The sequence below is a fragment of the Pantoea sp. K16 genome (assembly GCF_048452805.1).
Taxonomy (GTDB): domain Bacteria; phylum Pseudomonadota; class Gammaproteobacteria; order Enterobacterales; family Enterobacteriaceae; genus Pantoea; species Pantoea agglomerans.
In genome coordinates, this window is record NZ_JBLWNV010000001.1 from 160,674 (window position 1) to 183,514 (window position 22,841).

General features: G+C 56.1%; 26 protein-coding genes and 1 riboswitch. Of the genes, 12 read left to right on the forward strand and 14 right to left on the reverse strand.

Annotation, left to right across the window (positions count from 1 at the left end; genetic code table 11):
* Positions 1–65: 65 nt before the first annotated feature.
* Together ACK13D_RS00740 and ACK13D_RS00745 are read right to left on the reverse strand one after the other, a co-directional pair.
* The gene (locus ACK13D_RS00740) at positions 66–983 is read right to left on the reverse strand and encodes an Rpn family recombination-promoting nuclease/putative transposase (protein WP_346465734.1); all 918 of its coding nucleotides are present in this window, start codon (positions 981–983) and stop codon (positions 66–68) included.
* A 214-nt stretch (positions 984–1,197) separates the two neighbouring features.
* On the reverse strand, positions 1,198–2,136 hold the full coding sequence (locus ACK13D_RS00745) for a D-2-hydroxyacid dehydrogenase (protein WP_418795407.1): 939 nt from the start codon (positions 2,134–2,136) through the stop codon (positions 1,198–1,200).
* A 221-nt stretch (positions 2,137–2,357) separates the two neighbouring features.
* On the opposite strand from ACK13D_RS00745, the gene ACK13D_RS00750 reads away from it, so the two are divergent.
* From ACK13D_RS00750 to ACK13D_RS00760, 3 genes are all read left to right on the forward strand, one after another.
* Positions 2,358–2,777, forward strand: coding sequence for a DUF2946 domain-containing protein (locus ACK13D_RS00750; RefSeq protein WP_061902245.1), 420 nt, complete (start codon positions 2,358–2,360; stop codon positions 2,775–2,777).
* Positions 2,778–2,822: 45 nt separating this feature from the next.
* Complete coding sequence (locus ACK13D_RS00755; protein WP_418795409.1) at positions 2,823–4,553, forward strand: DUF2534 family protein; 1,731 nt, start codon at positions 2,823–2,825, stop codon at positions 4,551–4,553.
* 126 nt (positions 4,554–4,679) lie between these two features.
* Positions 4,680–5,357 carry a pirin family protein gene (locus ACK13D_RS00760; protein WP_418795411.1) on the forward strand — a complete coding sequence of 226 codons (678 nt, stop codon included), beginning with the start codon at positions 4,680–4,682 and terminating at the stop codon, positions 5,355–5,357.
* 44 nt (positions 5,358–5,401) lie between these two features.
* Here the strand turns inward: ACK13D_RS00760 and ACK13D_RS00765 are convergent, their stop codons facing one another.
* Positions 5,402–5,629: a hypothetical protein gene (locus ACK13D_RS00765; RefSeq protein WP_010247439.1), complete on the reverse strand. Its 228-nt coding sequence runs from the start codon at positions 5,627–5,629 to the stop codon at positions 5,402–5,404.
* Between the two features lie 172 nt (positions 5,630–5,801).
* Here ACK13D_RS00765 and ACK13D_RS00770 point away from each other — a divergent pair, with 172 nt between their 5' ends.
* The 6 genes from ACK13D_RS00770 to crtB all read left to right on the forward strand — a co-directional run bounded on the left by ACK13D_RS00770 (position 5,802) and on the right by crtB (position 12,312).
* Positions 5,802–6,332, forward strand: a complete 531-nt coding sequence (locus tag ACK13D_RS00770; RefSeq protein WP_010247442.1) for a YtfJ family protein — start codon at positions 5,802–5,804, stop codon at positions 6,330–6,332.
* A gap of 218 nt (positions 6,333–6,550) precedes the next feature.
* Positions 6,551–7,459: a polyprenyl synthetase family protein gene (locus ACK13D_RS00775; protein WP_163852311.1), complete on the forward strand. Its 909-nt coding sequence runs from the start codon at positions 6,551–6,553 to the stop codon at positions 7,457–7,459.
* Positions 7,460–7,468: 9 nt separating this feature from the next.
* Positions 7,469–8,764: a glycosyltransferase gene (locus ACK13D_RS00780; RefSeq protein WP_418795413.1), complete on the forward strand. Its 1,296-nt coding sequence runs from the start codon at positions 7,469–7,471 to the stop codon at positions 8,762–8,764.
* The gene (gene crtY, locus ACK13D_RS00785; RefSeq protein WP_163851924.1) at positions 8,751–9,911 is read left to right on the forward strand and encodes a lycopene beta-cyclase CrtY; all 1,161 of its coding nucleotides are present in this window, start codon (positions 8,751–8,753) and stop codon (positions 9,909–9,911) included. The genes ACK13D_RS00780 and crtY overlap by 14 nt, the downstream gene beginning before the upstream one ends.
* Positions 9,908–11,386, forward strand: a complete 1,479-nt coding sequence (locus ACK13D_RS00790; protein ID WP_124890518.1) for a phytoene desaturase — start codon at positions 9,908–9,910, stop codon at positions 11,384–11,386. The genes crtY and ACK13D_RS00790 overlap by 4 nt, the downstream gene beginning before the upstream one ends.
* The gene (gene crtB, locus ACK13D_RS00795; protein ID WP_122459864.1) at positions 11,383–12,312 is read left to right on the forward strand and encodes a 15-cis-phytoene synthase CrtB; all 930 of its coding nucleotides are present in this window, start codon (positions 11,383–11,385) and stop codon (positions 12,310–12,312) included. Before ACK13D_RS00790 ends, crtB begins: the two co-directional genes overlap by 4 nt.
* Here crtB and ACK13D_RS00800 read toward each other — a convergent pair.
* Both ACK13D_RS00800 and ACK13D_RS00805 read right to left on the reverse strand, forming a co-directional pair.
* Positions 12,251–12,778 (reverse strand): sterol desaturase family protein, encoded by a 528-nt coding sequence (locus tag ACK13D_RS00800; RefSeq protein ID WP_010247467.1) that lies wholly within the window; start codon positions 12,776–12,778, stop codon positions 12,251–12,253. The two genes, crtB and ACK13D_RS00800, sit on opposite strands and share 62 nt — an antisense overlap.
* A gap of 148 nt (positions 12,779–12,926) precedes the next feature.
* On the reverse strand, positions 12,927–13,196 hold the full coding sequence (locus tag ACK13D_RS00805; protein WP_010247470.1) for a hypothetical protein: 270 nt from the start codon (positions 13,194–13,196) through the stop codon (positions 12,927–12,929).
* 317 nt (positions 13,197–13,513) lie between these two features.
* On the opposite strand from ACK13D_RS00805, the gene ACK13D_RS00810 reads away from it, so the two are divergent.
* Together ACK13D_RS00810 and ACK13D_RS00815 are read left to right on the forward strand one after the other, a co-directional pair.
* Positions 13,514–14,056, forward strand: coding sequence for a DsbA family protein (locus ACK13D_RS00810; RefSeq protein ID WP_163851921.1), 543 nt, complete (start codon positions 13,514–13,516; stop codon positions 14,054–14,056).
* Between the two features lie 252 nt (positions 14,057–14,308).
* The gene (locus ACK13D_RS00815; protein WP_033768582.1) at positions 14,309–14,722 is read left to right on the forward strand and encodes an ASCH domain-containing protein; all 414 of its coding nucleotides are present in this window, start codon (positions 14,309–14,311) and stop codon (positions 14,720–14,722) included.
* Positions 14,723–14,731: 9 nt separating this feature from the next.
* Here ACK13D_RS00815 and ACK13D_RS00820 read toward each other — a convergent pair whose 3' ends face one another.
* The 8 genes from ACK13D_RS00820 to ACK13D_RS00855 form a co-directional block, all read right to left on the reverse strand.
* A complete protein-coding gene (locus ACK13D_RS00820; RefSeq protein ID WP_033773798.1) occupies positions 14,732–15,700 on the reverse strand; it encodes a HesA/MoeB/ThiF family protein in 969 nt (322 codons plus the stop codon).
* 9 nt (positions 15,701–15,709) lie between these two features.
* Complete coding sequence (locus ACK13D_RS00825; RefSeq protein WP_010247482.1) at positions 15,710–16,468, reverse strand: thiazole synthase; 759 nt, start codon at positions 16,466–16,468, stop codon at positions 15,710–15,712.
* Positions 16,469–16,470: 2 nt separating this feature from the next.
* Complete coding sequence (gene thiS, locus ACK13D_RS00830) at positions 16,471–16,668, reverse strand: sulfur carrier protein ThiS (protein ID WP_033760164.1); 198 nt, start codon at positions 16,666–16,668, stop codon at positions 16,471–16,473.
* Positions 16,658–17,596 carry an FAD-dependent oxidoreductase gene (locus tag ACK13D_RS00835; RefSeq protein ID WP_409390955.1) on the reverse strand — a complete coding sequence of 313 codons (939 nt, stop codon included), beginning with the start codon at positions 17,594–17,596 and terminating at the stop codon, positions 16,658–16,660. The genes thiS and ACK13D_RS00835 overlap by 11 nt, the downstream gene beginning before the upstream one ends.
* 131 nt (positions 17,597–17,727) lie before the next feature.
* Positions 17,728–17,847, reverse strand: a riboswitch (TPP riboswitch).
* Between the two features lie 63 nt (positions 17,848–17,910).
* Positions 17,911–18,456, reverse strand: a complete 546-nt coding sequence (locus tag ACK13D_RS00840) for a cysteine hydrolase family protein (protein WP_061703397.1) — start codon at positions 18,454–18,456, stop codon at positions 17,911–17,913.
* A gap of 253 nt (positions 18,457–18,709) precedes the next feature.
* Positions 18,710–19,024, reverse strand: a complete 315-nt coding sequence (locus ACK13D_RS00845; protein ID WP_010247494.1) for an ArsR/SmtB family transcription factor — start codon at positions 19,022–19,024, stop codon at positions 18,710–18,712.
* Positions 19,025–19,040: 16 nt separating this feature from the next.
* Complete coding sequence (locus ACK13D_RS00850; RefSeq protein ID WP_033760155.1) at positions 19,041–20,159, reverse strand: alkene reductase; 1,119 nt, start codon at positions 20,157–20,159, stop codon at positions 19,041–19,043.
* Positions 20,160–20,427: 268 nt separating this feature from the next.
* Positions 20,428–21,315, reverse strand: coding sequence for a hypothetical protein (locus tag ACK13D_RS00855; RefSeq protein WP_232526469.1), 888 nt, complete (start codon positions 21,313–21,315; stop codon positions 20,428–20,430).
* 275 nt (positions 21,316–21,590) lie between these two features.
* On the opposite strand from ACK13D_RS00855, the gene ACK13D_RS00860 reads away from it, so the two are divergent.
* Positions 21,591–22,145, forward strand: a complete 555-nt coding sequence (locus ACK13D_RS00860; protein WP_249654780.1) for an AAA family ATPase — start codon at positions 21,591–21,593, stop codon at positions 22,143–22,145.
* A gap of 89 nt (positions 22,146–22,234) precedes the next feature.
* Here the strand turns inward: ACK13D_RS00860 and ACK13D_RS00865 are convergent, their stop codons facing one another.
* A complete protein-coding gene (locus tag ACK13D_RS00865; protein ID WP_071998028.1) occupies positions 22,235–22,663 on the reverse strand; it encodes a GFA family protein in 429 nt (142 codons plus the stop codon).
* Positions 22,664–22,841 lie beyond the last annotated feature (178 nt).

The window sequence follows — 22,841 nt, forward strand, 5'->3', positions numbered from 1 at the left end:
TGCATTTTCCGTGTAGTCCGCTGGCGATTTGAGTCGTCAGCGATAATCAGAACTCAAAAAACTAATTAGTGCGAAATCTGCGCCAGATCGTCTTCACTCAGACCAGTCATCTGCATAACGGTATTGCGATCCATTCCACTCTCTAGCATGGTTCGGGCAATTCTGAGGCTTGCTCCACGACTACCTTCTGTCCGTCCCTGTTCAATACCTTTTTCAAGCCCTATCTGCTCAAGCTGTTGTGCGATAGTCATAAGTGCGTTCTCGTGTTGGGGCACACGCTGTGCCAGCTCCCGTACAAAGGCTTTGGCGTCCGATGTTTCGCCCGCCTGTACAATGTAGTGTACCAGCGTTATCACCTGTGATGAAGAGTGATAGCCAGCCTGCAAAATGGTTACCAGCCTGTCCATCATTTCAGCCAGATCACGCTGCCGGATATGCTTCTGCAACAGGGTCAGAGCCGCCATGCTGCGATGTTGCATGATCTCATCGTCAGGAATCACCGTGACATCGACCAGCGGAAAACTACGGCTGTAAAGCCTGTCCGCCAGCGCCGGGGCGTCGAACTCATCCAGCCACCGGGTCGAATAGGGATAGGGAGTGCGTCTGCCAGTGTAAAACAGGACGGGAATCACCAGCGGCAACCGCTTATGCCCTGCTTCAAGATGGCGTTGCATGGCAGCCACTGCATAACGCATCAGCCGAAATGCCATATGTTTGTCTGGCATAGATTGATGCTCAATGAGTACATGGATATATCCATCGCCAGCGGTTGTTTTAAGACTGTAAAGCACGTCGCTAAAGTACTGACGGAGGTCATCCTCGACAAACGACCCCGGCTCCAGTTTCAGCGTGCTGAGATCACAGCATATGCGCAGCTCTGGCGGCAAATGCAGCTCCATGAAATCCCGGGCAATATCCGGCTGATTCAGAAATTGCCGGAATGTGGCATCATGAGGCACAGGCGTGCTGTTCTTCTTTTTCACTGGCCAGAATCCTTTCTGTTCCTGAAGCGCTTACATTGGCTGATTCAGCCAGTAAAAGGCGCTAATTCCTGTAGCGCACGAACGTTTAAAGTCCTGATGGAAATAACGAAATTAATACCCTGATGACTAAACCGCGTAAAACGCTTTTCCTGAAATCTACGAGGTTGCTCTGAATATCAACCCATGTCGGGCATTAAAAACTATTCCATCTGACTCAGCTCACCACATTAATTGGCTCGCCCTGAATAAAGGCCACGATATTGGTCATCACGCCAGCCACCAGATTCTCCACGCCGCTGCGACTTGCCCAGGCGATGTGCGGTGTCAGCAGCAGAGTTGGCAGATCCGCCAGCAGCGGATTATCCGGAGCGGGCGGCTCGCTGCTCAGCACATCCAGCGCCGCACCACCAATCAGCCCCTGCTTTAACGCCGCAGCAAGATCGGCCTCGTTAATCAGTCCGCCGCGAGCCGTGTTTATCAGCAGCGCCTGTGGCTTCATTTGACTCAGCGCCTCGCGATCAATCATCTGACAGGTGCTGTCACTCAGCGGGCAGTGCAGCGAAATGATGTCGCTGGTCGCCAGCATCTGCTCAAAGCTGACATAACCGTCACGCACCCTTTCACTGCCTTTTCGCTCGGCGTACTGCACCTGCATTCCCAGCGCCTGGGCCAGCCTGCCGACCGCCTGGCCGATGTCGCCTTTGCCCGCGATGCCCAGCGTGGCACCGCCAATATCCCCTATCGGCTGATGATGCACACAAAAGTGCTTAGCCTGGGGCCAGTCGATGCGGGTATTGCTGGCATAAGCCATCAGCTGACGGCGCAGGGCAAAAATCGCGGCTATCACCGCCTCTGAAACGCTCTGAGTTGAATAGCCTGGAACATTACTGACCACGATGCCGCGTGCGCGGCAGGCATCAAGATCGATACAGTCATAGCCCGTCGCTGCGACACAGATAAAACGCAGTTCAGGCAGTTGTTGCAGTGTGTCAGCCCGCAACGGCACCTTATTGGTGATAGCGACCGTTGCGCCCGCCAGCGAAGACACAATGTCTTCAGCCGGAGTCTGCGCACGAATCTCCCAGTCAGCCTGCTGTTGACCGGTCGGCAGGGGTACCGGCAGCGTGTCACCATCCAGCATTACAATTTTCATTTTTTATTCCTTTATTGGGTTTGGTTAAACCGCAGGCGAATGATTAATGTTATTTGTATGTGCACCGCGAGTAACAACTAAGTTAAATGATGCAGAAATTAAAGTGAAAATGTTCAAAGAGTGCGAATTTTTTCGGAACAGATGCCACTTTATTTAACCCTTTTATTCCCTTCGCGTTACACTGCCGCCCTGAATTCTGACCTCATACGACCGTTGAAATCATGCCGGGATCTTCACTCAGACAACGACTCACCGCCGGTATTGCGATACTGGCCGTGCTGCTGTTGTTTGTTGCACCGATGATCTCAAAGAATCTCGCTGAACATCATGCCAGGATGCAAGGCGCTTCGATCCTGAGCGCAGAGATGCCGATGATGGATCATCACAGCGAGATGTCGATGGCTGATCACGGGATGATGATGGGCCCGGGCTTTGCCTGTGGCTACTGCGATCTGCTGGTGCATGTTCCGCTGATGCTCTGGGTTTTTATCCCGTTTATCTGGTGGATGTGCCTGATCAGCCGCGCCCCGCCGCCAGCGGCTATCAATCCACCCCAATGGCGACGGCTGTTGCGTCTTCATCGACCGCGCGCGCCACCCTTTATCGCGTCACACTCACTGCTTACTAATCCGATTGCGTGACAACGTCACCTGATCGTCTTTGTCTTTTGAAAAGTGTGGAATGCTATGTCCTCTTCTCAGGAAATGTCCCCTGCACCGCGCGGCACGGTGTTTAATCTCTTTCACCGCCTGCATTTTTATATCGGCCTGTTTATTGCGCCGTTTATTTTTGTCGCGGCACTCACCGGCACGCTCTACGTTCTGACGCCGCAACTGGAACAGGCTATCTACCATGATGCCCTGAACACCGACGCGCAGGGTGAGGCCCAACCGTTGTCCGCCCAGATTGCCGCTGCGCGAGCCCGTGCCGGTGAATCAGCACGCATTTACGCTGTGCGTCCGGCACCCGGCCGGCAGGATACGACCCGCGTGCAGTTTGCCGAGCCACAGCTTGGCCCATCGGAATCACGATCGCTGTTTATTGATCCCTACACCCTGCAGGTGAAAGGCGATATGACGGTGTATGGCACCAGCGGTGTGCTGCCGCTGCGCATGTGGCTGGATCAGCTGCATCGCGGCCTGTTGCTGGGTGATTTTGGCCGAAACTACAGTGAACTGGCAGCCTCCTGGCTGTGGGTCGCTGCGCTGGGTGGGATTGTCTTATGGTCCGGCACCCGGCCGCCGCGCACCCGCAGTAAAGCACGGAGCGGCTTCGCGGCAACCCGTCACTGGCATGTCACGCTGGGGCTGCTGCTGGCAATCGGACTGGTGTTCTTTTCAGTAACCGGGCTGACCTGGTCACAGTGGGCGGGCAATAATATTGAAAAGATGCGCAGCGACTTTGGCTGGAAAACGCCGCAGGTTAATACCGCGCTAAACGGTAACGCGCCCGCTGAAGCCGCCGATCCCCATGCTGACCATCGCGGTTCGATGGAAGGGATGACGATGTCCGGAATGACCATGCCAGCGAAAACCGCTGCGCCTGTGATTCTCAATCAGCCGAATGCCAGCTGGGATCAGGCGCTGGCAGCGGCGCGTCAGGCCGGACTGCACGCAGCGAAACTGGAACTACGTCAGCCTAAGAACGCTGAACAGGCGTGGACGGTTTCGGAGATTGACCGCAGCTGGCCAAGCCAGGTCGATGCGGTTTCAATTAATCCGACTGATTTTAGCGTGGTCGACCGCGTTGAGTTTGCCAGCTTCCCGCTGGTGGCGAAACTGACCCGCTGGGGCGTGGATGCGCATATGGGCGTGCTGTTTGGCCTGCCTAATCAGCTGATTCTGGCGCTGTCTGGCTTTGGACTCTGCACAATGATTGTGCTGGGCTACCGCATGTGGTGGATTCGTCGCCCGGCTGTTCCGCAGCTCAACCCCTCGCAGACGCTGTTATCCGCCTGGCTGGCGCTGCCGCGCTATGCGCAGGGCACCAGCCTGATAGTGATGCTGGCGCTGGGATATGCGCTTCCCGTTATGGGTATCAGCCTACTGGTGCTGGTGCTGCTGGATATTCAGCGCTGGCGCAGCGCACAGCGCGCCGCGGTCGTCCGCGTGGATGTCGCTCCGGACAAACAGTCGCCGCTGGCCATCGTCCAGTCGCGTTTTGCCGGGAAGCGCAAAGAGATGCGCTATTTTCTGCGCAGCGTGACGGTGCTGGCGCTGATTGTCATTACGGTGATGGCGAATGCGATGATTGGCGGAGTGATTGATCAGTATCAGATCCCCTTCAGTCACTGGTCGCTGACCATGTATATCACCCAGGCGATGATGATCCTGCTCTACTCCACGGTCTTTACCGGACTGTTGTCGATTCCACTCTGGTATTTCTTCCTCGGTGAGAGCGACGAACAGGGCAAGTAAGCTGGCAAGACACCCTAAACTCTGTTATTCAAAATAACTGACGAAGCCGGGCAAAACTCCCGGCTTCTCATTCTCCGCCTGAGGTCTATGATCGTTGTTATGAGTCACTTTATTTGAGAGCAAATCATGAACATTGTGCGAGCTAATCCTGAACAACTGTTTGAGTACGGTCCTTTTACCGTCCGTCGCCAGCGTCCTGGCGAGACGTTAAGCCCGCTGGTCAGTGTTGATCTGATGTCGCTAAAACTCGATGCCCGGATTCCGATGCAGCAGCATCAGGATGAAGAAGTTTTCACCTACCTGTGGCGTGGTTCGATGCAGCATCAGGACAGTAACGGCGAACGTACCCAGCTCTCTGCAAAACGCGTGATGGTGGTGAACGCGGGTGATGGCGTTCAATACGAAGAGTCGGTGCCGTTATATGAAGCGGAGCTGTTACAGGCGGTTATTCGGCCTTCACAGCAGGGCGGTGAAGCGATGACCCAGGTGCTGGAGCGCGATCAGGGCATTATGACCAATGGCTGGACCGAACTGGCCGGGCCGGAAGAGTCTGATGCGCCGCTGGAACTGCGCCAGGAAGTCTACATCTTCGACACGCTGCTGGAGCGCAACCATACGCTGGACGTGCCGTCGATGCCGGGCTTTGTCGCTTATCTCACCGTGCTTGAAGGGATTATTCGCGTCGGCGATCTGCGACTGAGTCGCGGTGATGCCGTCAGCGGGCTGGATTCAAGCATTGAGATCGTGGGCGATCGGGATGCTAATCTGGTCTGCTTCCTGATAAAGCCCGATAATTTTGCATAAAAAAGCGCGGGAACTTCCCGCGCTCACGTCTTGTTTAACGCAGATTAAAGCGTGCTCCGTTGCTGCATCGCCTGAACCCGTTTATAGGCATGATCGAACTGACGTACATCATCGCGAAGCCAGTGGCGTTGCGTCAGCGGAGCATCATCCAGCGCCTGCGGCAGCGGCACACCCGCCAGCGATCCCCGGCAGCAAAAGGCACGCGCCAGCGTTGGGGTGGCAATGCCGATATAACGGGCAAATTCAGGTAATGTCATCAATGCTGTACTCATTTCCCACCTCCTGTAAACACAATCTCCCCTGCATTTTCAGGCCAAATCCTGAATGCTTTTATTGATCTGAAACATAAATGTGGTACTAATCTTCTGCCTGCTAATGAGAGCGTTCACCGCGTCTGACGCAAACCGAGAAAGAAGTGAGGAACCCGTGCGCCATTATGGATTGATGATTGCCCTGCTGTTTTCCGGCTTTGCCACCGCTCACACCCTGACCCCTGGTCAGCCTGTACCACCTGTCTTCGTTGCCGATAAAGGCGAAATGGTGCTGAATCAGGGCGACATAAATTATCAGCGCTGGAACAGTCAGACGCTGACCGGAAAAGTGCGTCTGGTGATTCATGTGGCGGGTCGTCTCTCAGCGAAGGATCAGAGTGCACGATTAATCGAAGCCATTCAGCAGGCCAGCCTGCCGCGTGACCGTTTTCAGACCACCACCATCGTGAATACTGACGATGCGCTGCCTGGCAGTGCCATTTTTGTGGTGCGCAGCATCGCTTCCAGTAAAAAAGCGGCACCGTGGCAGCAATTCATTATCGACAGCAGTGGCGTAACCGCGCACAGCTGGCATCTTAAGCCGGAAAGCGCGTCCGTGGTGGTGATTGATCCGGCAGGCATTGTGCGCTTTGCTAAAGATGGCGCATTATCTGCGGAGGATGTCGCCAGCGTGATGAAACAGCTGCGCGCATTACTGGGTTAATTCACGCATAATGCCCGTCCGGCTATCGCCGCAAAACGCGGAAGGCTGCTGAATTCTCCGACATTTTTATTATCGTGAACTACTCTTAGTTGTAATGGATTAACCCGCCGTTCTTTGAAAACCTGCCAACTATGCTATGGCAGTCGGGGACGATTATTGAAGATGGCATCGAATCATTCGACCTGCTGTGACTTCCTCTGTAGATAAGGACAGCCATGATGACGGTCTGTGCAGAACAACACGTCAATTTCATACAAAGCGATGCAGCCAGCCTGTTGAACGACATTGAGCAACGGCTCGATCAGCTTTTACCGGTTGAAAGCGAACGTGACTTAGTGGGCGCTGCCATGCGCGACGGTGCGCTGGCACCAGGAAAGCGTATCCGTCCACTGCTGTTGTTGCTGGCAGCGCGCGATCTGGGCTGCAACGCCACGCCTGCCGGCCTGCTTGATCTCGCCTGCGCGGTAGAGATGGTGCATGCCGCATCACTGATTCTGGATGACATGCCCTGCATGGATGATGCGCAACTGCGTCGCGGACGTCCGACCATTCATTGCCAGTATGGTGAACATGTCGCGATTCTGGCCGCGGTGGCCCTGCTGAGTAAGGCATTCGGCGTGGTCGCTGCGGCAGAAGGCTTAACGGCAACCGCCAGAGCCGACGCTGTGGCAGAATTATCCCACGCAGTCGGCATGCAGGGGCTGGTGCAGGGGCAGTTTAAGGATCTCTCCGAAGGTGACAAGCCACGCAGCGCTGACGCCATTCTGATGACCAATCACTATAAAACCAGCACCCTGTTCTGCGCCTCCATGCAGATGGCCTCTATCGTGGCTGAAGCCTCAGGTGAAGCCCGCGAACAGCTGCACCGTTTTTCGCTTAATCTTGGTCAGGCTTTCCAGCTACTGGACGATCTCACTGACGGCATGGCCGACACAGGTAAAGATGCCCATCAGGATGACGGGAAATCGACGCTGGTGAATCTGCTGGGACCACAGGCGGTTGAAACGCGACTGCGCGATCATCTGCGCTGCGCCAGCGAGCATCTGTTATCGGCCTGCCAGGACGGTTATGCCACACACCATTTTGTTCAGGCCTGGTTTGAGAAAAAACTCGCTGCCGTCAGTTAAGGATGCTGCATGAGCCACTTTGCGGTCATTGCACCGCCCTTCTATAGCCATGTGCAGGCGCTTCAGCACCTTAGCCAGGCCTTAATCGCACGCGGACACCAGATCACTTTCATCCAGCAGACGGACGTTAGCGCGCTACTCACCGATAGCCGTATCGGCTTTTTCCCGCTGGGTTTAGCCTCGCATCCGGCAGGCAGTCTGGCACACACCCTGCAACTGGCGGCGCATCCTCTCGGCCCCTCAATGCTGAAACTGATCAATGAGATGGCCCGCAGCACCGATATGCTCTGTCGTGAACTGCCCGTGGTGCTGAGCACGCTGGCGATTGATGGCGTGATCGTCGATCAGATGGAGCCTGCCGGTGCACTGGCGGCAGAAGCGCTGAACCTGCCTTATGTTTCGGTTGCCTGTGCGCTGCCACTTAACCGTGAAGCGGATTTCCCGCTGGCCGTGATGCCGTTTGACTATGCCAGAACCGATCAGGCGCGCGAACGCTATCGCACCAGTGAAAAAATCTATGACTGGCTGATGCGACGTCACGATCGGGTGATCGCCCGCAACGCTCATGCGATGGGATTAGCACCACGGGAAAAACTGCATCACTGTTTTTCACCGCTGGCGCAGATCAGCCAGCTGATTCCGGAACTGGATTTTCCCCGCCAGGCGTTGCCCGATCATTTCCATTCGGTTGGCCCGCTGCGTACCACTGAACCGGCACCCGCCGCGTCGCAGCCTCGCTACTTCCCGCATGATGACAAACCGCGCATTTTTGCTTCCCTCGGCACGCTGCAGGGACATCGCTACGGCCTGTTTAAAACCATCGTCCGCGCCTGCCAGGAGCTCGATGCTCAGTTATTGCTGGCGCACTGCGGTCGGTTGTCACCTTTCCAGGCGGAGAAACTGGCGCAGGCCAGCCATGTTCAGGTGGTCGATTTTGCCGACCAGGCGGCTGCACTGGCGCAGGCCGATCTTGCCATTACGCACGGCGGCATGAATACGGTGCTGGATGGGATTAACCATCTGACGCCGCTGCTGACGATCCCGCTGGCCTTTGATCAGCCGGGTGTGGCTGCCAGAGTGGTCTGGCACGGTATCGGACGTCGCGCCTCACGCTTTACCACCAGCCACTCCATGGCACGTCAGCTCCAGACCTTACTGGCTGATGAAAGCTACGTTCAGCAGATGAAAACGCTGCGTAGCGCACTTCGTCAGGCGGGCGGAACCACCCTGGCGGCGGACATCGTCGAACAGGCGATGCTGACCCGCCAGCCGGTGCTCATCAGGAGAGACTATGCCGCGGTATGATCTGATTCTGGTGGGCGCGGGGCTGGCCAACGGGCTGATCGCCCTGCGCCTGAGACAGCAGCGGCCCTCCCTGCGCATTCTGCTGATTGACGCCGAACGTGAACCGGGTGCCAATCACACCTGGTCGTTTCATGCGGAAGATCTCACCGAAACGCAGCATCGCTGGATCGCTCCGCTGGTAGTACATCACTGGCCTGGCTATGAGGTCCGCTTTCCCCAACGCAGTCGCAGTCTGAACAGTGGCTATTTTTGCGTGACTGCGGAGCGCTTCGCGCAGGTCATCCGCGACAGGTTTGCGCCGGATCTGCTGCTGAATACCCGGGTTGCGAGCATCGCTTCACGCACGGTTACGCTGGACGATGGCCGGGTGCTGGAGAGTGACGCAGTGATTGATGGCCGTGGCTACCAGCCCGATGCCGCGCTGCGCATGGGCTTCCAGTCGTTTGTCGGACAGGAGTGGCAGCTCAGCGAGCCACATGGACTGACCGCGCCGATCATCATGGATGCCACGGTAGATCAGCAGGCAGGATATCGCTTTGTCTACAGCCTGCCCTTTTCTGCAGACACCCTGCTGATTGAAGATACCCACTACATTGATAACGCCACGCTGGAAGGCGATCGCGCCCGTCAGAATATCCGCGACTATGCCGCGCAGCAGGGGTGGCGATTAGACCGGCTGCTACGCGAAGAGCAAGGCGCGTTGCCCATTACGCTGACCGGCGACGTGGCCGCCTTCTGGCAGAAACGCGATTTGCCCTGCAGCGGTTTGCGTGCCGGGTTATTCCATCCGACTACCGGCTATTCTCTGCCGCTGGCGGTCGCGCTGGCTGACCGGCTGGCGCAGATGCAGACGTTTACCTCTGAGACCCTGCACGCCACCATTCAGCAATTCGCCAGTCAGGCCTGGCAGCAACAGCGCTTCTTCCGCATGCTGAACCGTATGCTGTTTCTGGCGGGTCCGGCTGACCAGCGCTGGCAGGTTATGCAACGTTTTTACGGCCTTCCCGAAGGTCTGATCGCCCGTTTTTATGCGGGAAAACTCACTTTGCCTGATCGGCTGCGCATCTTAAGCGGCAAGCCCCCGGTCCCCGTTCTGGCGGCGTTACAGGCTATTATGACTCCTCACCGTCAACAGGCGATGCAATGAATAGAACTACAGTAATTGGCGCAGGCTTTGGTGGTCTGGCCCTGGCCATTCGCCTTCAGGCGTCAGGCGTTCCCACCCGACTGCTGGAGCAGCGTGACAAGCCGGGCGGCCGGGCTTATGTCTATCAGGATCAGGGCTTCACGTTTGATGCCGGCCCCACGGTAATCACCGATCCCAGCGCCATTGAAGAGCTGTTCACCCTGGCGGGTAAAAAGCTCTCGGACTATGTCGAGCTGATGCCGGTGAAGCCGTTTTATCGCCTCTGCTGGGAGTCCGGCAAGGTGTTCAGTTATGACAACGATCAGCCCGCGCTGGAAGCGCAGATTGCCGCGTTTAATCCGCGTGACGTTGAAGGATATCGGCGCTTTCTGGCCTATTCCCGAGCGGTGTTTGCTGAAGGCTATCTGAAACTTGGCACCGTGCCGTTTCTGTCATTCCGCGACATGCTGCGGGCCGCGCCTCAGCTGGCAAAACTTCAGGCGTGGCGTAGCGTTTACAGCAAAGTGGCGAGCTACATTGAAGATGAGCATCTGCGTCAGGCCTTCTCTTTCCACTCACTGCTGGTGGGCGGAAATCCGTTTGCCACTTCCTCAATCTATACCCTGATTCATGCGCTGGAACGTGAATGGGGCGTCTGGTTCCCGCGCGGTGGCACGGGCGCGCTGGTGCAGGGCATGGTGAAACTGTTTGAAGATCTGGGCGGCGAAGTGGAGCTCAATGCCAGCGTTGCCCGGCTGGAGACCCAGGAAAACAGGATTACCGCGGTACACCTGAAAGATGGCCGGGTCTTCCCAACCCGCGCGGTTGCCTCCAACGCAGATGTGGTTCACACCTACCGCGAACTGCTGAGCCAGCATCCCGCTTCGCAGGCGCAGGGACGGTCACTGCAGAACAAACGCATGAGCAACTCGCTGTTTGTGATCTATTTTGGCCTGAATCATCATCACGATCAGCTGGCGCACCACACGGTCTGCTTTGGTCCGCGCTATCGTGAGTTGATTGATGAAATCTTTAACAAAGATGGCCTGGCAGAGGACTTCTCGCTCTATCTGCATGCGCCCTGCGTGACCGATCCCTCACTGGCACCGGAAGGCTGCGGCAGCTACTACGTGCTGGCGCCGGTACCGCACCTCGGCACCGCCGATATCGACTGGGCCGTTGAAGGTCCGCGCCTGTGCGATCGCATTTTCGACTATCTGGAACAGCATTACATGCCGGGCCTGCGTAGCCAGTTGGTCACGCATCGCATCTTCACGCCGTTTGATTTCCGCGATGAGCTGAATGCGTATCAGGGCTCGGCCTTCTCGGTGGAGCCGATCCTGACGCAAAGCGCCTGGTTCCGGCCTCACAACCGCGATAAAAATATTAATAATCTCTATCTGGTCGGTGCTGGTACCCATCCTGGCGCGGGTATTCCAGGGGTGATTGGCTCGGCCAAGGCTACCGCAGGATTGATGCTGGAGGATCTGGCTTGAATAGTCCGTCACTGCTCGATCATGCCGTAGACACCATGGAGGTGGGATCGAAAAGCTTTGCCACCGCGTCAAAACTGTTTGATGCCAAAACCCGACGCAGCGTGCTGATGCTCTACGCCTGGTGCCGTCACTGTGATGATGTGATTGACGATCAGGTACTGGGATTCAGCAACGATACGCCATCGCTGCAATCTGCCGAACAGCGCCTGGCGCAGCTGGAGATGAAAACGCGTCAGGCCTATGCCGGATCCCAGATGCATGAGCCCGCCTTTGCGGCCTTTCAGGAGGTGGCAATGGCACACGATATTCTGCCTGCTTACGCTTTTGATCATCTGGCGGGCTTTGCGATGGACGTGCATGAGACACGCTATCAGACGCTGGATGATACGCTGCGTTACTGTTACCACGTCGCGGGCGTGGTTGGCCTGATGATGGCGCAGATTATGGGCGTACGCGACAACGCCACGCTGGATCGCGCCTGCGATCTCGGTCTGGCGTTTCAGCTGACCAATATTGCGCGCGATATCGTTGAAGATGCTGAAGCGGGACGCTGCTATCTGCCCGCTGCGTGGCTGGCTGAAGAGGGGCTGACCCGAGAGAATCTGGCCGATCCCCAAAATCGCCAGGCACTCAGCCGCGTCGCCCGTCGGCTGGTGGAAACGGCAGAGCCCTATTATCGATCGGCGTCGGCTGGCCTGCCGGGTTTACCGCTGCGTTCAGCGTGGGCGATTGCTACCGCGCAGCAGGTCTATCGTAAAATCGGTATGAAGGTAGTTCAGGCGGGTTCACAGGCGTGGGATCAACGCCAGTCCACCAGCACGCCAGAGAAACTGGCACTGCTGGTGGCGGCATCGGGTCAGGCGGTTACTTCCCGGGTGGCGCGTCACGCTCCACGCTCCGCTGATCTCTGGCAGCGCCCCGTTTAACGCCATGACGTTCTCGCAGCGTCGCCTGCAGTTTTGACAGCGGCGGCGCGTAAAGAAAGCCAAACGAGACACAGCCCTCTTTGCCTCGTACCGCATGATGCATGCGGTGCGCCATATAAAGCCTGCGTAAATAACCCCGGCGCGGAACATAGCGGAATGGCCAGCGCTGATGCACCAGGCCGTCATGCACAATAAAATAGAGCAGGCCGTAGAGCGTCATACCCGCGCCGATCCACTGCAAGGGCCAGACACCCGTGCTGCCCAGATAAATGAGCAAAATCGACAGAGCGGCGAACACTACGGCATAGAGGTCATTAACCTCAAACCAGCCTTTATGCGGTTCATGATGTGACAGATGCCAGCCCCAACCCCAGCCATGCATAATGTATCTGTGCGCCAGTGCAGCCGTTATCTCCATTCCGATAACAGTGACCAGAACAATCAGGGCATTCCAAATCCACAACATAGTTTCTCCCGAACATGCATCCTGCAAAATGGCGCAGAGGTACAATTTTAACAGAGATTGGGGAAAACAGTGTTCAGGAGAAAAATAAGGGAACACGCTGTTGAAGCTTGAGTGAGGACCATCCTGATATTTGTGTAGGACGCAGCCTTTAAAGCAGATCGTGATTCAGCGGGGTGCGAAAAGCGTGGCGTGCCGCGGTCATTAACTGACTGGCGGTGACGGTCGTGGGTAATCGCATCAGAATTTTGCTGGCCTGCCAGTAACAGAGCAGCATAACCTCATCCTCCTCTTTTTCAGCCAGTTCATGCAGGCGGGCGCGCAGTGATAACACATCAATGGTCTGCTGCTCGTCAAGCATGTCAGAGATCGTCTGATTGATGACGTGATGGAGAGTTTTCCAGGTGAGATCGGTATGCAAAATTAACCTCTTCTAACGCTTATCAGCTCCGGGCAAACAAACAACAGTGAAGCAGCTTAAATGGCTGCATCCTGCAAAAGATTGCACACTGCTGACAACTATAGCTGTTCGTGGGCGGCTACGCCGTGCCAGCAGTTGAAAATGCCAAAGTTGGCAATTCTAACGACTAATGGACCTGCCTGTCGCGTATTACACGCGACTCATCAGCTGATTGCTGTTTTTTGTAACAATTGCAGCTGATTCTTAACTGGCTGATGTCAGAGGGATTTGCCAGGGTAAACAGGTTTCCCGTCTCGTTAATGTTCAAGGAGTTGTCGATGAGTCAGCACGCTAATGTACTGGTATGGGGCCACGGCCCTGAGATATTTGAAGTCTTTCTGGAACCCACCTGTCCTTTTTCGGTGCGCGCCTTCAATAAATTCGACGCGTTACTGGCGCACGCGGGTGAAGAGAACATCACCCTGAAGATCCGTCTGCAATCACAGCCGTGGCACCTCTATTCCGGGCTGATAGTGCGCTATATCCTTGCCGCCGCCTGCGAAAGTAAAGAGGCCGCGAAAAAGGTGATGCAGGCGGTGGCCGATCACCGTGAAGAGTTTGAGTTCACCGATCACTGTACCGGTCCGAACCGCGATGCCACGCCGAATCAAATCCTCGCCCGCCTGAAAGAGGTCAGCGGCGTAGATGCCAGCGCCGCGTTTGATCAGCCCGACCTGCAGAACGCCATTAAATGGCACTGCAAGTATGCCCGTCAGAACGGCATTCACGTTTCACCGACCTTTATGGTTAACGGTCTGGTACAGCCCGAAATCAGCAGCGGTGACGATATAGCGCACTGGGCAAGCTTTCTGATTCGTTAATCTTAGTGCGCGGCTGTGCCTGGCCGCGCCAGACTGAGTCTCTCCTTTGCGACCCTACTCACGCGCAAACTCAATATCCTGATAATTAAGCCTGTTTTCCCATGTGGAGGCCGGGTAAGCTGTACCGCTATCAGCAGCAGACGGTGGGATTAAAGCCGCTGCTGTTGTTCATCTTAACGGCACCGCTGGCCTGCATGGCGATAACCTGACGTTACGCCGGGCCCGCACGCCTAATTCATTGAGGATTTGCTGATGACGATGACGCTGCAACAACTGCAGGACAAATATCCGGGTGCCTTCACAGATGCATTTGGTGACTCCCCGGAATTAGCCAGCGAGCTCGCAACGCTGATTATTGCCGGTAAGAAAGTGGCCACCTGCGGGTCGTTGCGGAGCTGGCAGGATCAGGAAGTATTGCCTCAACCCGGCGGTTACAGCATTGTTCTCAACGGCGAACAGCAGCCCGTCTGCGTGATCCGCACCACCGGATTGTTTCTGACGCGCTTTGATCGCGTCACGCCAGAGATGGCGATGCTGGAGGGTGAAGGCGATCTTAGCCTCGACCACTGGCGTCAGGAACATCAGCGCTACTTCGAGCGTGAAGGCTATTTTCACAGCGAAATGGAGCTGATCTTCGAGACGTTCCAGCTGGTCGAGGTAGTCTAAATCGGCACGCTACAGGGTGTTTGCCGCCACCAGCGCAAGCCGCGCAATCCCCCGCGCGGCAAGGTTATCAGCCGCCTGGGCTGCGCGCATGCCACTGGCACACACCAGTACCACACGCTGATTGACCGGCGGTTGCCAGGCCGCTATCTGCTGCGGCAGAATTCGCACCACCCGCTCGGCCACACTGACCGGTGCCTCTTCCAGGCTGCGCAACTCCACTATGCAATCATCCTCCATCAGCATGGCCCGATCGATAAAGGGCGTGCCGGGCGCGTCAGGTTCAGGTGCGTCATCAAAACGAAACTGCCTGATATGCCAGTCAACAAAGTCACAGTGGATCATGCAGCCGAGCGGCGATGGCGTCAGTTTTAACAATACGCTCAGCGCCATCTGTGCCTGCATTGCGCCCAGCGTCGCTACCGCCGGTCCCATTACGCCTGCCGTATTGCAGTTACCCGAGGCCGTGGGCAGCTGCGGGAACAGCGCGCGATAGCCAGGCGCACCGCCACAGAATCCGCCAACATAGCCTTTGCGTCCCAGCACCGAAGCGCAGATCAGCGGCAGGCCTGCCGGATAACAGGCGTCGGAGAGCTGATAAGTAATAGCGAAGTTATCCGCCGCATCCACCACCAGATCGATTCCCTCCAGCGCCTGCGGCAGTTGACTGGCGCTTAGCGCGTGTGGATGCGCCTCAACGTGGCAGTCAGGATTGCGCTGCGCCAGCGCACGCTGAGCGCAAAATACTTTCTGCTGGCCCACATCGTCGACGCCAAACAGCGTCTGCCGGTGGAGGTTGTGCAGTTCAACCCGATCGCCATCGTAAAGACGGATAAATCCCACACCCGCGCCTGCCAGTAACGGCAGCAGCGTCGCACTAAGCCCGCCCGCCCCCACCACCAGCACCTTTGCCCTGCTCAGCCGCTGCTGCCCCGCTTCACCAATCTCTGGCAACATCGTCTGTCGCTGATAACGCTCCATCGCTGCTCCTTAACTGAATTGTGCCAGACCAAAAATGGGCGTAGAGGCAGACGCCATGTCGCGCTGCTCCATCAATCCCGCCTGAAACGCCTCGTGTCCGCCGTGGATCGCAGCAGCAAAGGCACCGGCCATGCGCACCGGATCGCGCGCTTTTGCCACCGCCGTGTTGAGCAGCACGCCATCAAAACCCATCTCCATCGCCTGAGCCGCCTGACCAGGCGCGCCAATGCCCGCATCAATAATCAGCGGCACATCTTTAAACCACGCACGCATAGCGCGCAGCCCCTCGATATTACGCAGCCCCTGGCCGGAGCCGATCGGCGCGCCCCAGGGCATCAGCACTTCACAGCCCGCTTCCAGCAATTTTTCGCCGACAATCAGATCTTCCGTAGTGTAGGGAAACACCTGGAACCCGTCAGCGCAGAGAATCCGCGCGGCCTCAACCAGGGCAAAAGGATCGGGCTGCAGCGTGTCGGCATGGCCAATCACCTCCAGCTTGATCCACGGTGTGTCGAACAGTTCACGCGCCATCTGCGCCGTCGTCACCGCCTCTTTCACCGTGTGGCAGCCTGCCGTATTCGGCAGAATACGTTTGTTGAGCTGTTGCAGCAGCGTGCGGAAAGCGCCGCCTTCACTGCCTTCCCGTCGCAGGCTGACGGTAATAATCTCCGCGCCTGACGCGTTGATCGCCTGATGCAGAATGTCCGGTGACGGATAACCGGCCGTGCCGAGCAGAAATCGGGATTGCGGAGTAAATTGATAGAACATGGTTAACCTCCCTGCATCGGTGACAGGATTTCGAGCTGGTTGCCCGCCTCAAGTTGCTGGCTGGCATAGCGGCTACGCGGTACAAACTCCCCGTTCAGCGCGGTGGCGACGGTCCGCGGATCGATCTGCTGCTCCGCCATAAGCTCCGCCAGCGTCGTTGCGCTGGTTTCAATCGTGCGTCCATTCAGTTCAACGCGCATGAGTCATCTCCTGAGTCAGTTGCAGCATAAGTTTTTCAGCCATGACCGGGGCCAGCAAAAAGCCGTGGCGATAAAGTCCATTGAGTGAGAAACGGCCATTTTCGTAGCGCACTTCCGGCAGGTTCTGACGATAAGCAGGACGCAGACCGGTGCCGCTCTCCACGATCCGCGCTTCGGCCAGCGCCGGATGCAGGCTGTAAGCGGCGCTGAGCAATTCCATCATCGCCCGGGCACTGATCGGGCTGCTGTCGTGGCTTTCCACCATGGTGGCACCCAGCATGAAGTGGCCCCCGGCGCGGGGTACCAGATAGCAGGGAAAGCGCGGGTGCAGCAGCCGGACAGGTCGGGAGAGTTGTACGTCGGATGTTTGCAGGATCACCATTTCGCCCCGCACGGCGCGCAGGGCGGGCTGCCGATCGGTGGCGTGGATGCCACGGCAGTCGATGATTTTGCCGCCGGGTTTACCGCTGTGAAAGGGGACGCCAGCCTGTTGCAGTTTGTCGCGCAGTTGCTGCAAGGCGCGGCGCGGATCGAGATGCGCCTCTGCGGCGAAAAACAGGCCGCGGGCAAAGCGGTTTTCCAGCGCGGGTTCGATGTCACCGGGAGAGACCCACTGATGCTGCTGCGTCATGCTGGCGAAGCGCGTCAGTTCACGGCTGTCACGCGGCGGAGCAACCACCAGCGTGCCCTGCTGTTCCACGCCATCAACGCGTTTCGCCCACCAGCTGGCCGCGTGCTGGCCCCATTCGATCACCTGTGGCGGTGCGCTTTCTGCTTCACACCAGGGCGCGAGCATGCCGCCCGCCCAGTGCGAGGCCGCACGGCAGTCAGGCTGGGTAATAACTTCGACCGTTTCTCCCCGCTCCAGCAGCAGCGTGGCGACACAAAGCCCGGCAACGCCGCTGCCGAGCACCGACCAGCGGCTCATGGTGTCCACCGGACAGGAAAAGAAAGATTCAGGATGAGATTTTTCAATTTGGCCTCGTTATCCGTTAACGAAGACCCGTGATACAGAGGGAAAAGGCAGGAACGTTGCGAATGCGCCCCTGCGGCAAGTATCTGATGAGATACCCGTCTTCCTACGCCAGTATCAACTGGGTCAGGTTCTAAGGGTCGCTAAGCCGCGCGGTGCGCTATTAGCCTCTCAGTCTCTCTGGCGAGACTCCCCTGACGGGTTTAGTTGTAAGTTAAGCAGACAGCTTCGTCAAGCAGACTGCATGGAACCGGGTCAGAAAATCGGACTTAACCGGCAGAACCGAAATGCCAGTCAGTTGCGGTTGCCAGCGTCAAAAAGGGGCCCGCCAGCGTCTGGTTGTGATGCGCAATAATCTTCTCCGCAGAGAGGTGGGGATTATCGACGGTGGTGTGCGCATCGGAAATCAGTACGACGTTAAAACCCAGCTCCGGGGCTGCCCGACAGGTAGTATCAATACAGAACTCCGTTTTCATCCCCGCAATCACCAGTTGCTTAATGCCCTTTTGCCTCAGCTGAAGCTGCAGGCCAGTATCCCTGAAACAGCTGGGATATCTTTTGGTGAAGACGACATCACTCTGCGGGTTAACCTGCAATTCCGGGATCAGGCGCGTCAGCGGGCTTTGCTCGTTAAAAGGGGAATCATCCGGGCCGATATGGCGTGCGAAAAAGAGGGGGACGGCAGAAGCCCGGGCTTTAGTAATGAGAAGTGAGATGTTCGACAAGATCGAATTTGCGGCGAAGGGAGCCTCCGGACCATTAAAAAGGCCCTGCTGCATGTCGATAATTAAAAGTGCACTTTCAGATGTAACCATGACCTGTCTCCATTCAGTTTTAAGAACGGAGAACAGCTCCCCGTCCGGTTCGGCGGGGAGTGAGAATCTGTTGTGTCAGGTGCCAGTCACAGAGTCGCTCACGCCGCCGCCAGAGGCGGTGGTGGTGGTGGTGGTGACGGTTGTGAAAGACAGAACTGACATAAACATTTTCTGACCCTGAGTTAATGCGTTCGGTGAAGTCACCCTCAGAAGGATGGTGCTGACATCTACATTACCCTGTACGCCGTCGCTTTTAAAGCGCCTGCAGCGATTGGGTTACCGCATCGGTTATTTCACGAATGCGCGGTTCGGCGCGGCGATAGTAAGTCCATTTTCCGACTTTGCTGGCTTCAACCAGCCCCGCATTGTGAAGTGCTTTCAGGCATAACGAGGTGGCGGGCTGTGATAAGCCCGCCTTGTCCTGTATGAGGCTGGCACAGACGCCATACTGATCGAAGGGATAGAGCTGGGTATAGCCCGCAAACGCTTCGTCAGGATTTTTAAGCCACTTCAGCACTGCCACTCTGGTCGGGTTGGACAGTAACTTCAGGGCATTTTCGGGGGACATGCCGCCTCACAGAATATCAGGATGGATAAAATGGATAGTCAGTATAGCCTTTCTCAGTGCCGCCATACAGGGAGGCGTGATCGACCTCATTCAGCGGATATCCTGATTTAATCCGCGCGGGCAGATCGGGATTAGCGATAAATGAGCGGCCAAAACCAAACAGATCGCCCCAGCCTTTTTCCAGCACATGCTGCGCTTTTTCAGCCGTGTAGCGACCCGAATAGATGATCGGAGAGCGGAATGTTTCCCGCAGCGCGACACGGAAGCTCTCTGGCATCTCCGGACTGTTGTCCCAGTCGGCTTCAGCAATGGAGAGATAGCCAACTTCCAGCTCGTTCAGCAGTGCTGCTGCGCGGATGTAGGTCGCGTGTGGATCACTTTCAACCAGGCCGAGATAGACGCGCTCTTCGTCGGTACTGGTAAACAGAGGCGCAAATCTGACGCCAACGCGGTGGCTGCCAAATACCGAGCTGACCGCCTCAACGACTTCTCGCAGGAAGCGCAGACGATTCTCAGCAGATCCGCCATATTCATCCGTACGGAAGTTGGTATGCTCAGAAATAAACTGGTTAATCAGATACCCGTTGGCGGAATGCAGTTCCACACCGTCGAAACCGGCCGCTTTGGCATTCTCCGCCGCGCGTCGGTAAAGCTCTACAATCTCTTTAACTTCCGATGTAGTCAGTGCGCGTGGCTCGCTGGGTGCGGTCAATATGCCGGCGCCAGGCCCGGTTTCAATAAATACCCGGACGTTATCGGCTGCAATGGCTGAAGGGGCAACGGGTGCCTGCTTGCCCGGCTGAAGTTCATTATGCGACACGCGGCCAACATGCCAGAGCTGGCAGAAAATCGTGGCCCCTTGCTGATGTACTGCCTCTGTAACCTTTTTCCAGCCGGCGATCTGCGCTTCGCTGTGGATCCCCGGCGTCCATGCATAGCCCTGCCCGCGAGGCTCAATCTGGGTGCCTTCGGTGATCATCAGTCCCGCGCTGGAACGCTGGCGGTAGTACTCCACCATCATCTCGCCGGGAATGTTGCCCGGTTGTTCACTGCGGCAGCGCGTCAGTGGCGGCAGTACAATGCGGTTACGAAGCTGAAGGTCGCCCAGACTCAAGGGGGTAAAAAGTGACGGCATGACAAAAAATCCTCTGATGAGTGAAGAGGCGACATTATATTTACACATTTAAATTTGTAAATGTGTAATCTGTGCTTTTTGTCCGGAGCGGTATCTGCGGTTTCTGGCAGAGGGTCACTATCTGGATGGAGTGCTGACAGCGCGTGGGATTAACAGTCTCACATCGCAGCGCCTGACTGCGTAAAGTCAGGAGGTGATCCTGCAGACGCCGCTTTCAGGCAAATTGCTTCGCCGGGACGGAGGTGCTGCCTGCAGGATCATAAGAACATTAAGAAGCGTATTTTTCAGTGAACGCCTGCCACTGCTGGCGATAAACCTCCAGTTGACTGAGTGCGCCATCAATGGAGGGCTGTGCTTTGTTGTCAGGATTCGGCGTGGCACGAATCAAATCGGCAAAGGTGCTGAAGACAGATTCCATATCACGGCCCGACTTCATGGCTTCCATCATCCCTGCCAGCTCCGCCTGTGGCCGTGCGGTTGCGCTCTTAACCTGGCTTAGATAGTCACGTGCGCTCTCCTGCATGTCGCGTGTTCCATGACGTATGGCTAACGCCAGCGTATCCTGTGCTCCCAGCAACGTCTGACGTTCACGAATGGCAACTTTGACGCTTATCATCTCATCAGCAATCTCATTCGCCTGCTTCTGGTTATCGCCGGAGACATATTTTTCTATCAGTTTATGGAGCTTAGACTGCGTCAGGGTCAGCGCCATGGCTTCCGAGGTATCCGAATTATCGTACTGATTACGGCCCACCTGGCCTTCAGCCAGCACCTCATGGAGTGCAGCGGCAAACTCATCCATAGCGGTCTGCGTATTGGCAGCCGTCATACTCAGAAGCGGAGTAAATGTTCTGGCGTCCCAGCTGGTGTAGGGATCGTTGAATAACGCATATCCGAGGTTAACGGACGGTCCCTGACCGGATGACTTTGTCTTTGCCAGTTCCTCTGAATTTTTGGCCTGCTGCTCTGCCGTAATGGGCTCAGCGATAGCCTGCACCAGGCGCGCTCTTGCCTCGGGCGAGATCACCACCACACTGGCAGGTAATTCTTTTCCGGTAATAGTTTCTTTAGTCGTGTTCTCAGATCTGTTTGTTACGGTGAGCGTGGCTAAATATCCTCTTGCCACCTCTGTTGTCACGCCATTGATTAACCCCATAATGCCCTCTACGGTTTGATTGGTTGAACAATTTATCGGCAAAATGTAACCAATCTTTACCGAAATCTTATTGCTGCCTGGGTTAAGACGTCTCAGGGCAAGTCTGGCTATCATCGCCGCTGCGGCCTGACTTTGATCCAGAAAAGGTTCAGAATCCCCAGGCTGACCAGCCAACGGCTCCCGGCAGCGTTTAAGACTTTGCGGGGTGCACAGGAAAGTTTCAGAGCAGTACGCATTTATCCATTTTCAGACAGGGTTAATTCAGAGGAGACGTTGTGAATAGTGCACTTCCATTGGACGCGCTTGGGCCACGCATTTGTATTATGGGTCCCTCGAACAGCGGAAAATCGACCTTAGCTGAGGCCATTGCTCGCAAAACAGATCTACCAGCAGTTCATCTGGATCAGCTTCACCATATTCCGGACAGTCAATGGGTGCCCAGAGCACCGGCAGAATTTCTCCGTTTGCATGCTGAAGCGGTGAGCCAGGAAAGATGGGTGATGGAGGGTAATTACACCAAATGCATTGAAGAACGATTCGCTCGTGCCACAGGCTTAATTCTGCTGGATGTAAAAGTGACAGTGGCACTGCTGCGGTACATTCGCAGATGTTACTCATCCACGTCGCGTATTGGCGGTCTGGGGATGGGCAGAGAGCAGATGAACCTGGAGATGCTGAAATATATTATCCGTATTGCCCCGCAGAATCGAAAGCGCCATAAAAAGCTTTACGACCAGGTCAGACTGCCAAAACTTCTGCTTCCTTCTCCTCGCGATGTTAAAGCCTGTTCTGACTACTGGGGATTACAGCTAACGAAAAATGATCGATGAACACAGGCTGCAGGAATAACGTCTGTTTTCCGTTAATGGGGTCGTTCTGACTCAGTGACTTTTTGAATAACAAAGAAGCACCACTGCCATCAATCAAAAAGCATTAAGCTCGTCAGAAGAGAGTCCAGCGATTCTACCGGCCCGGCATGATTTGTCTCGGAACGAATTGTGTCCCAGGGCATGGCGTCATCAGTACAATAATCACCTGTGCACTGCATATCGGCAGGCTCACTGAGTAAACCAACCGGAAGCCAGATATAAGGTCTGCCACGCAACGGGTTAGGCACTGTGGAGCCACAGCTGGCGCAAAAATCGTTGCGATAACCGGTGAGTTTGCGCCATGACGCGATCTGGCTCTCACCGGAAACCCAGCTGAAGTCACTCTCTTTTACGATCGTTGCCAGGTTATAGCCGGTTCCGCTCTGTTTTCTGCACAAAGAACAGTGACAACGGTAATAGCGCGTGGGGGTTACTGATATTTCGAAAGCAACGGTTTCACACAGACATGCGCCTTTCATTTCATCATCCTGTTCACTCAGATTGCTGGTTTGTCTGACTACTTGCCTGATCATAGTGGTGTTTAAGTAAGGGGCTGCAGTAGCGCTACCGGAATCCTGTCATTTTAATGCCGCTCCGGCTCATTGCATGATCTTTTGCGGATTTGAGCCAGAAGCGGATACCCCCTCGTACACCTTC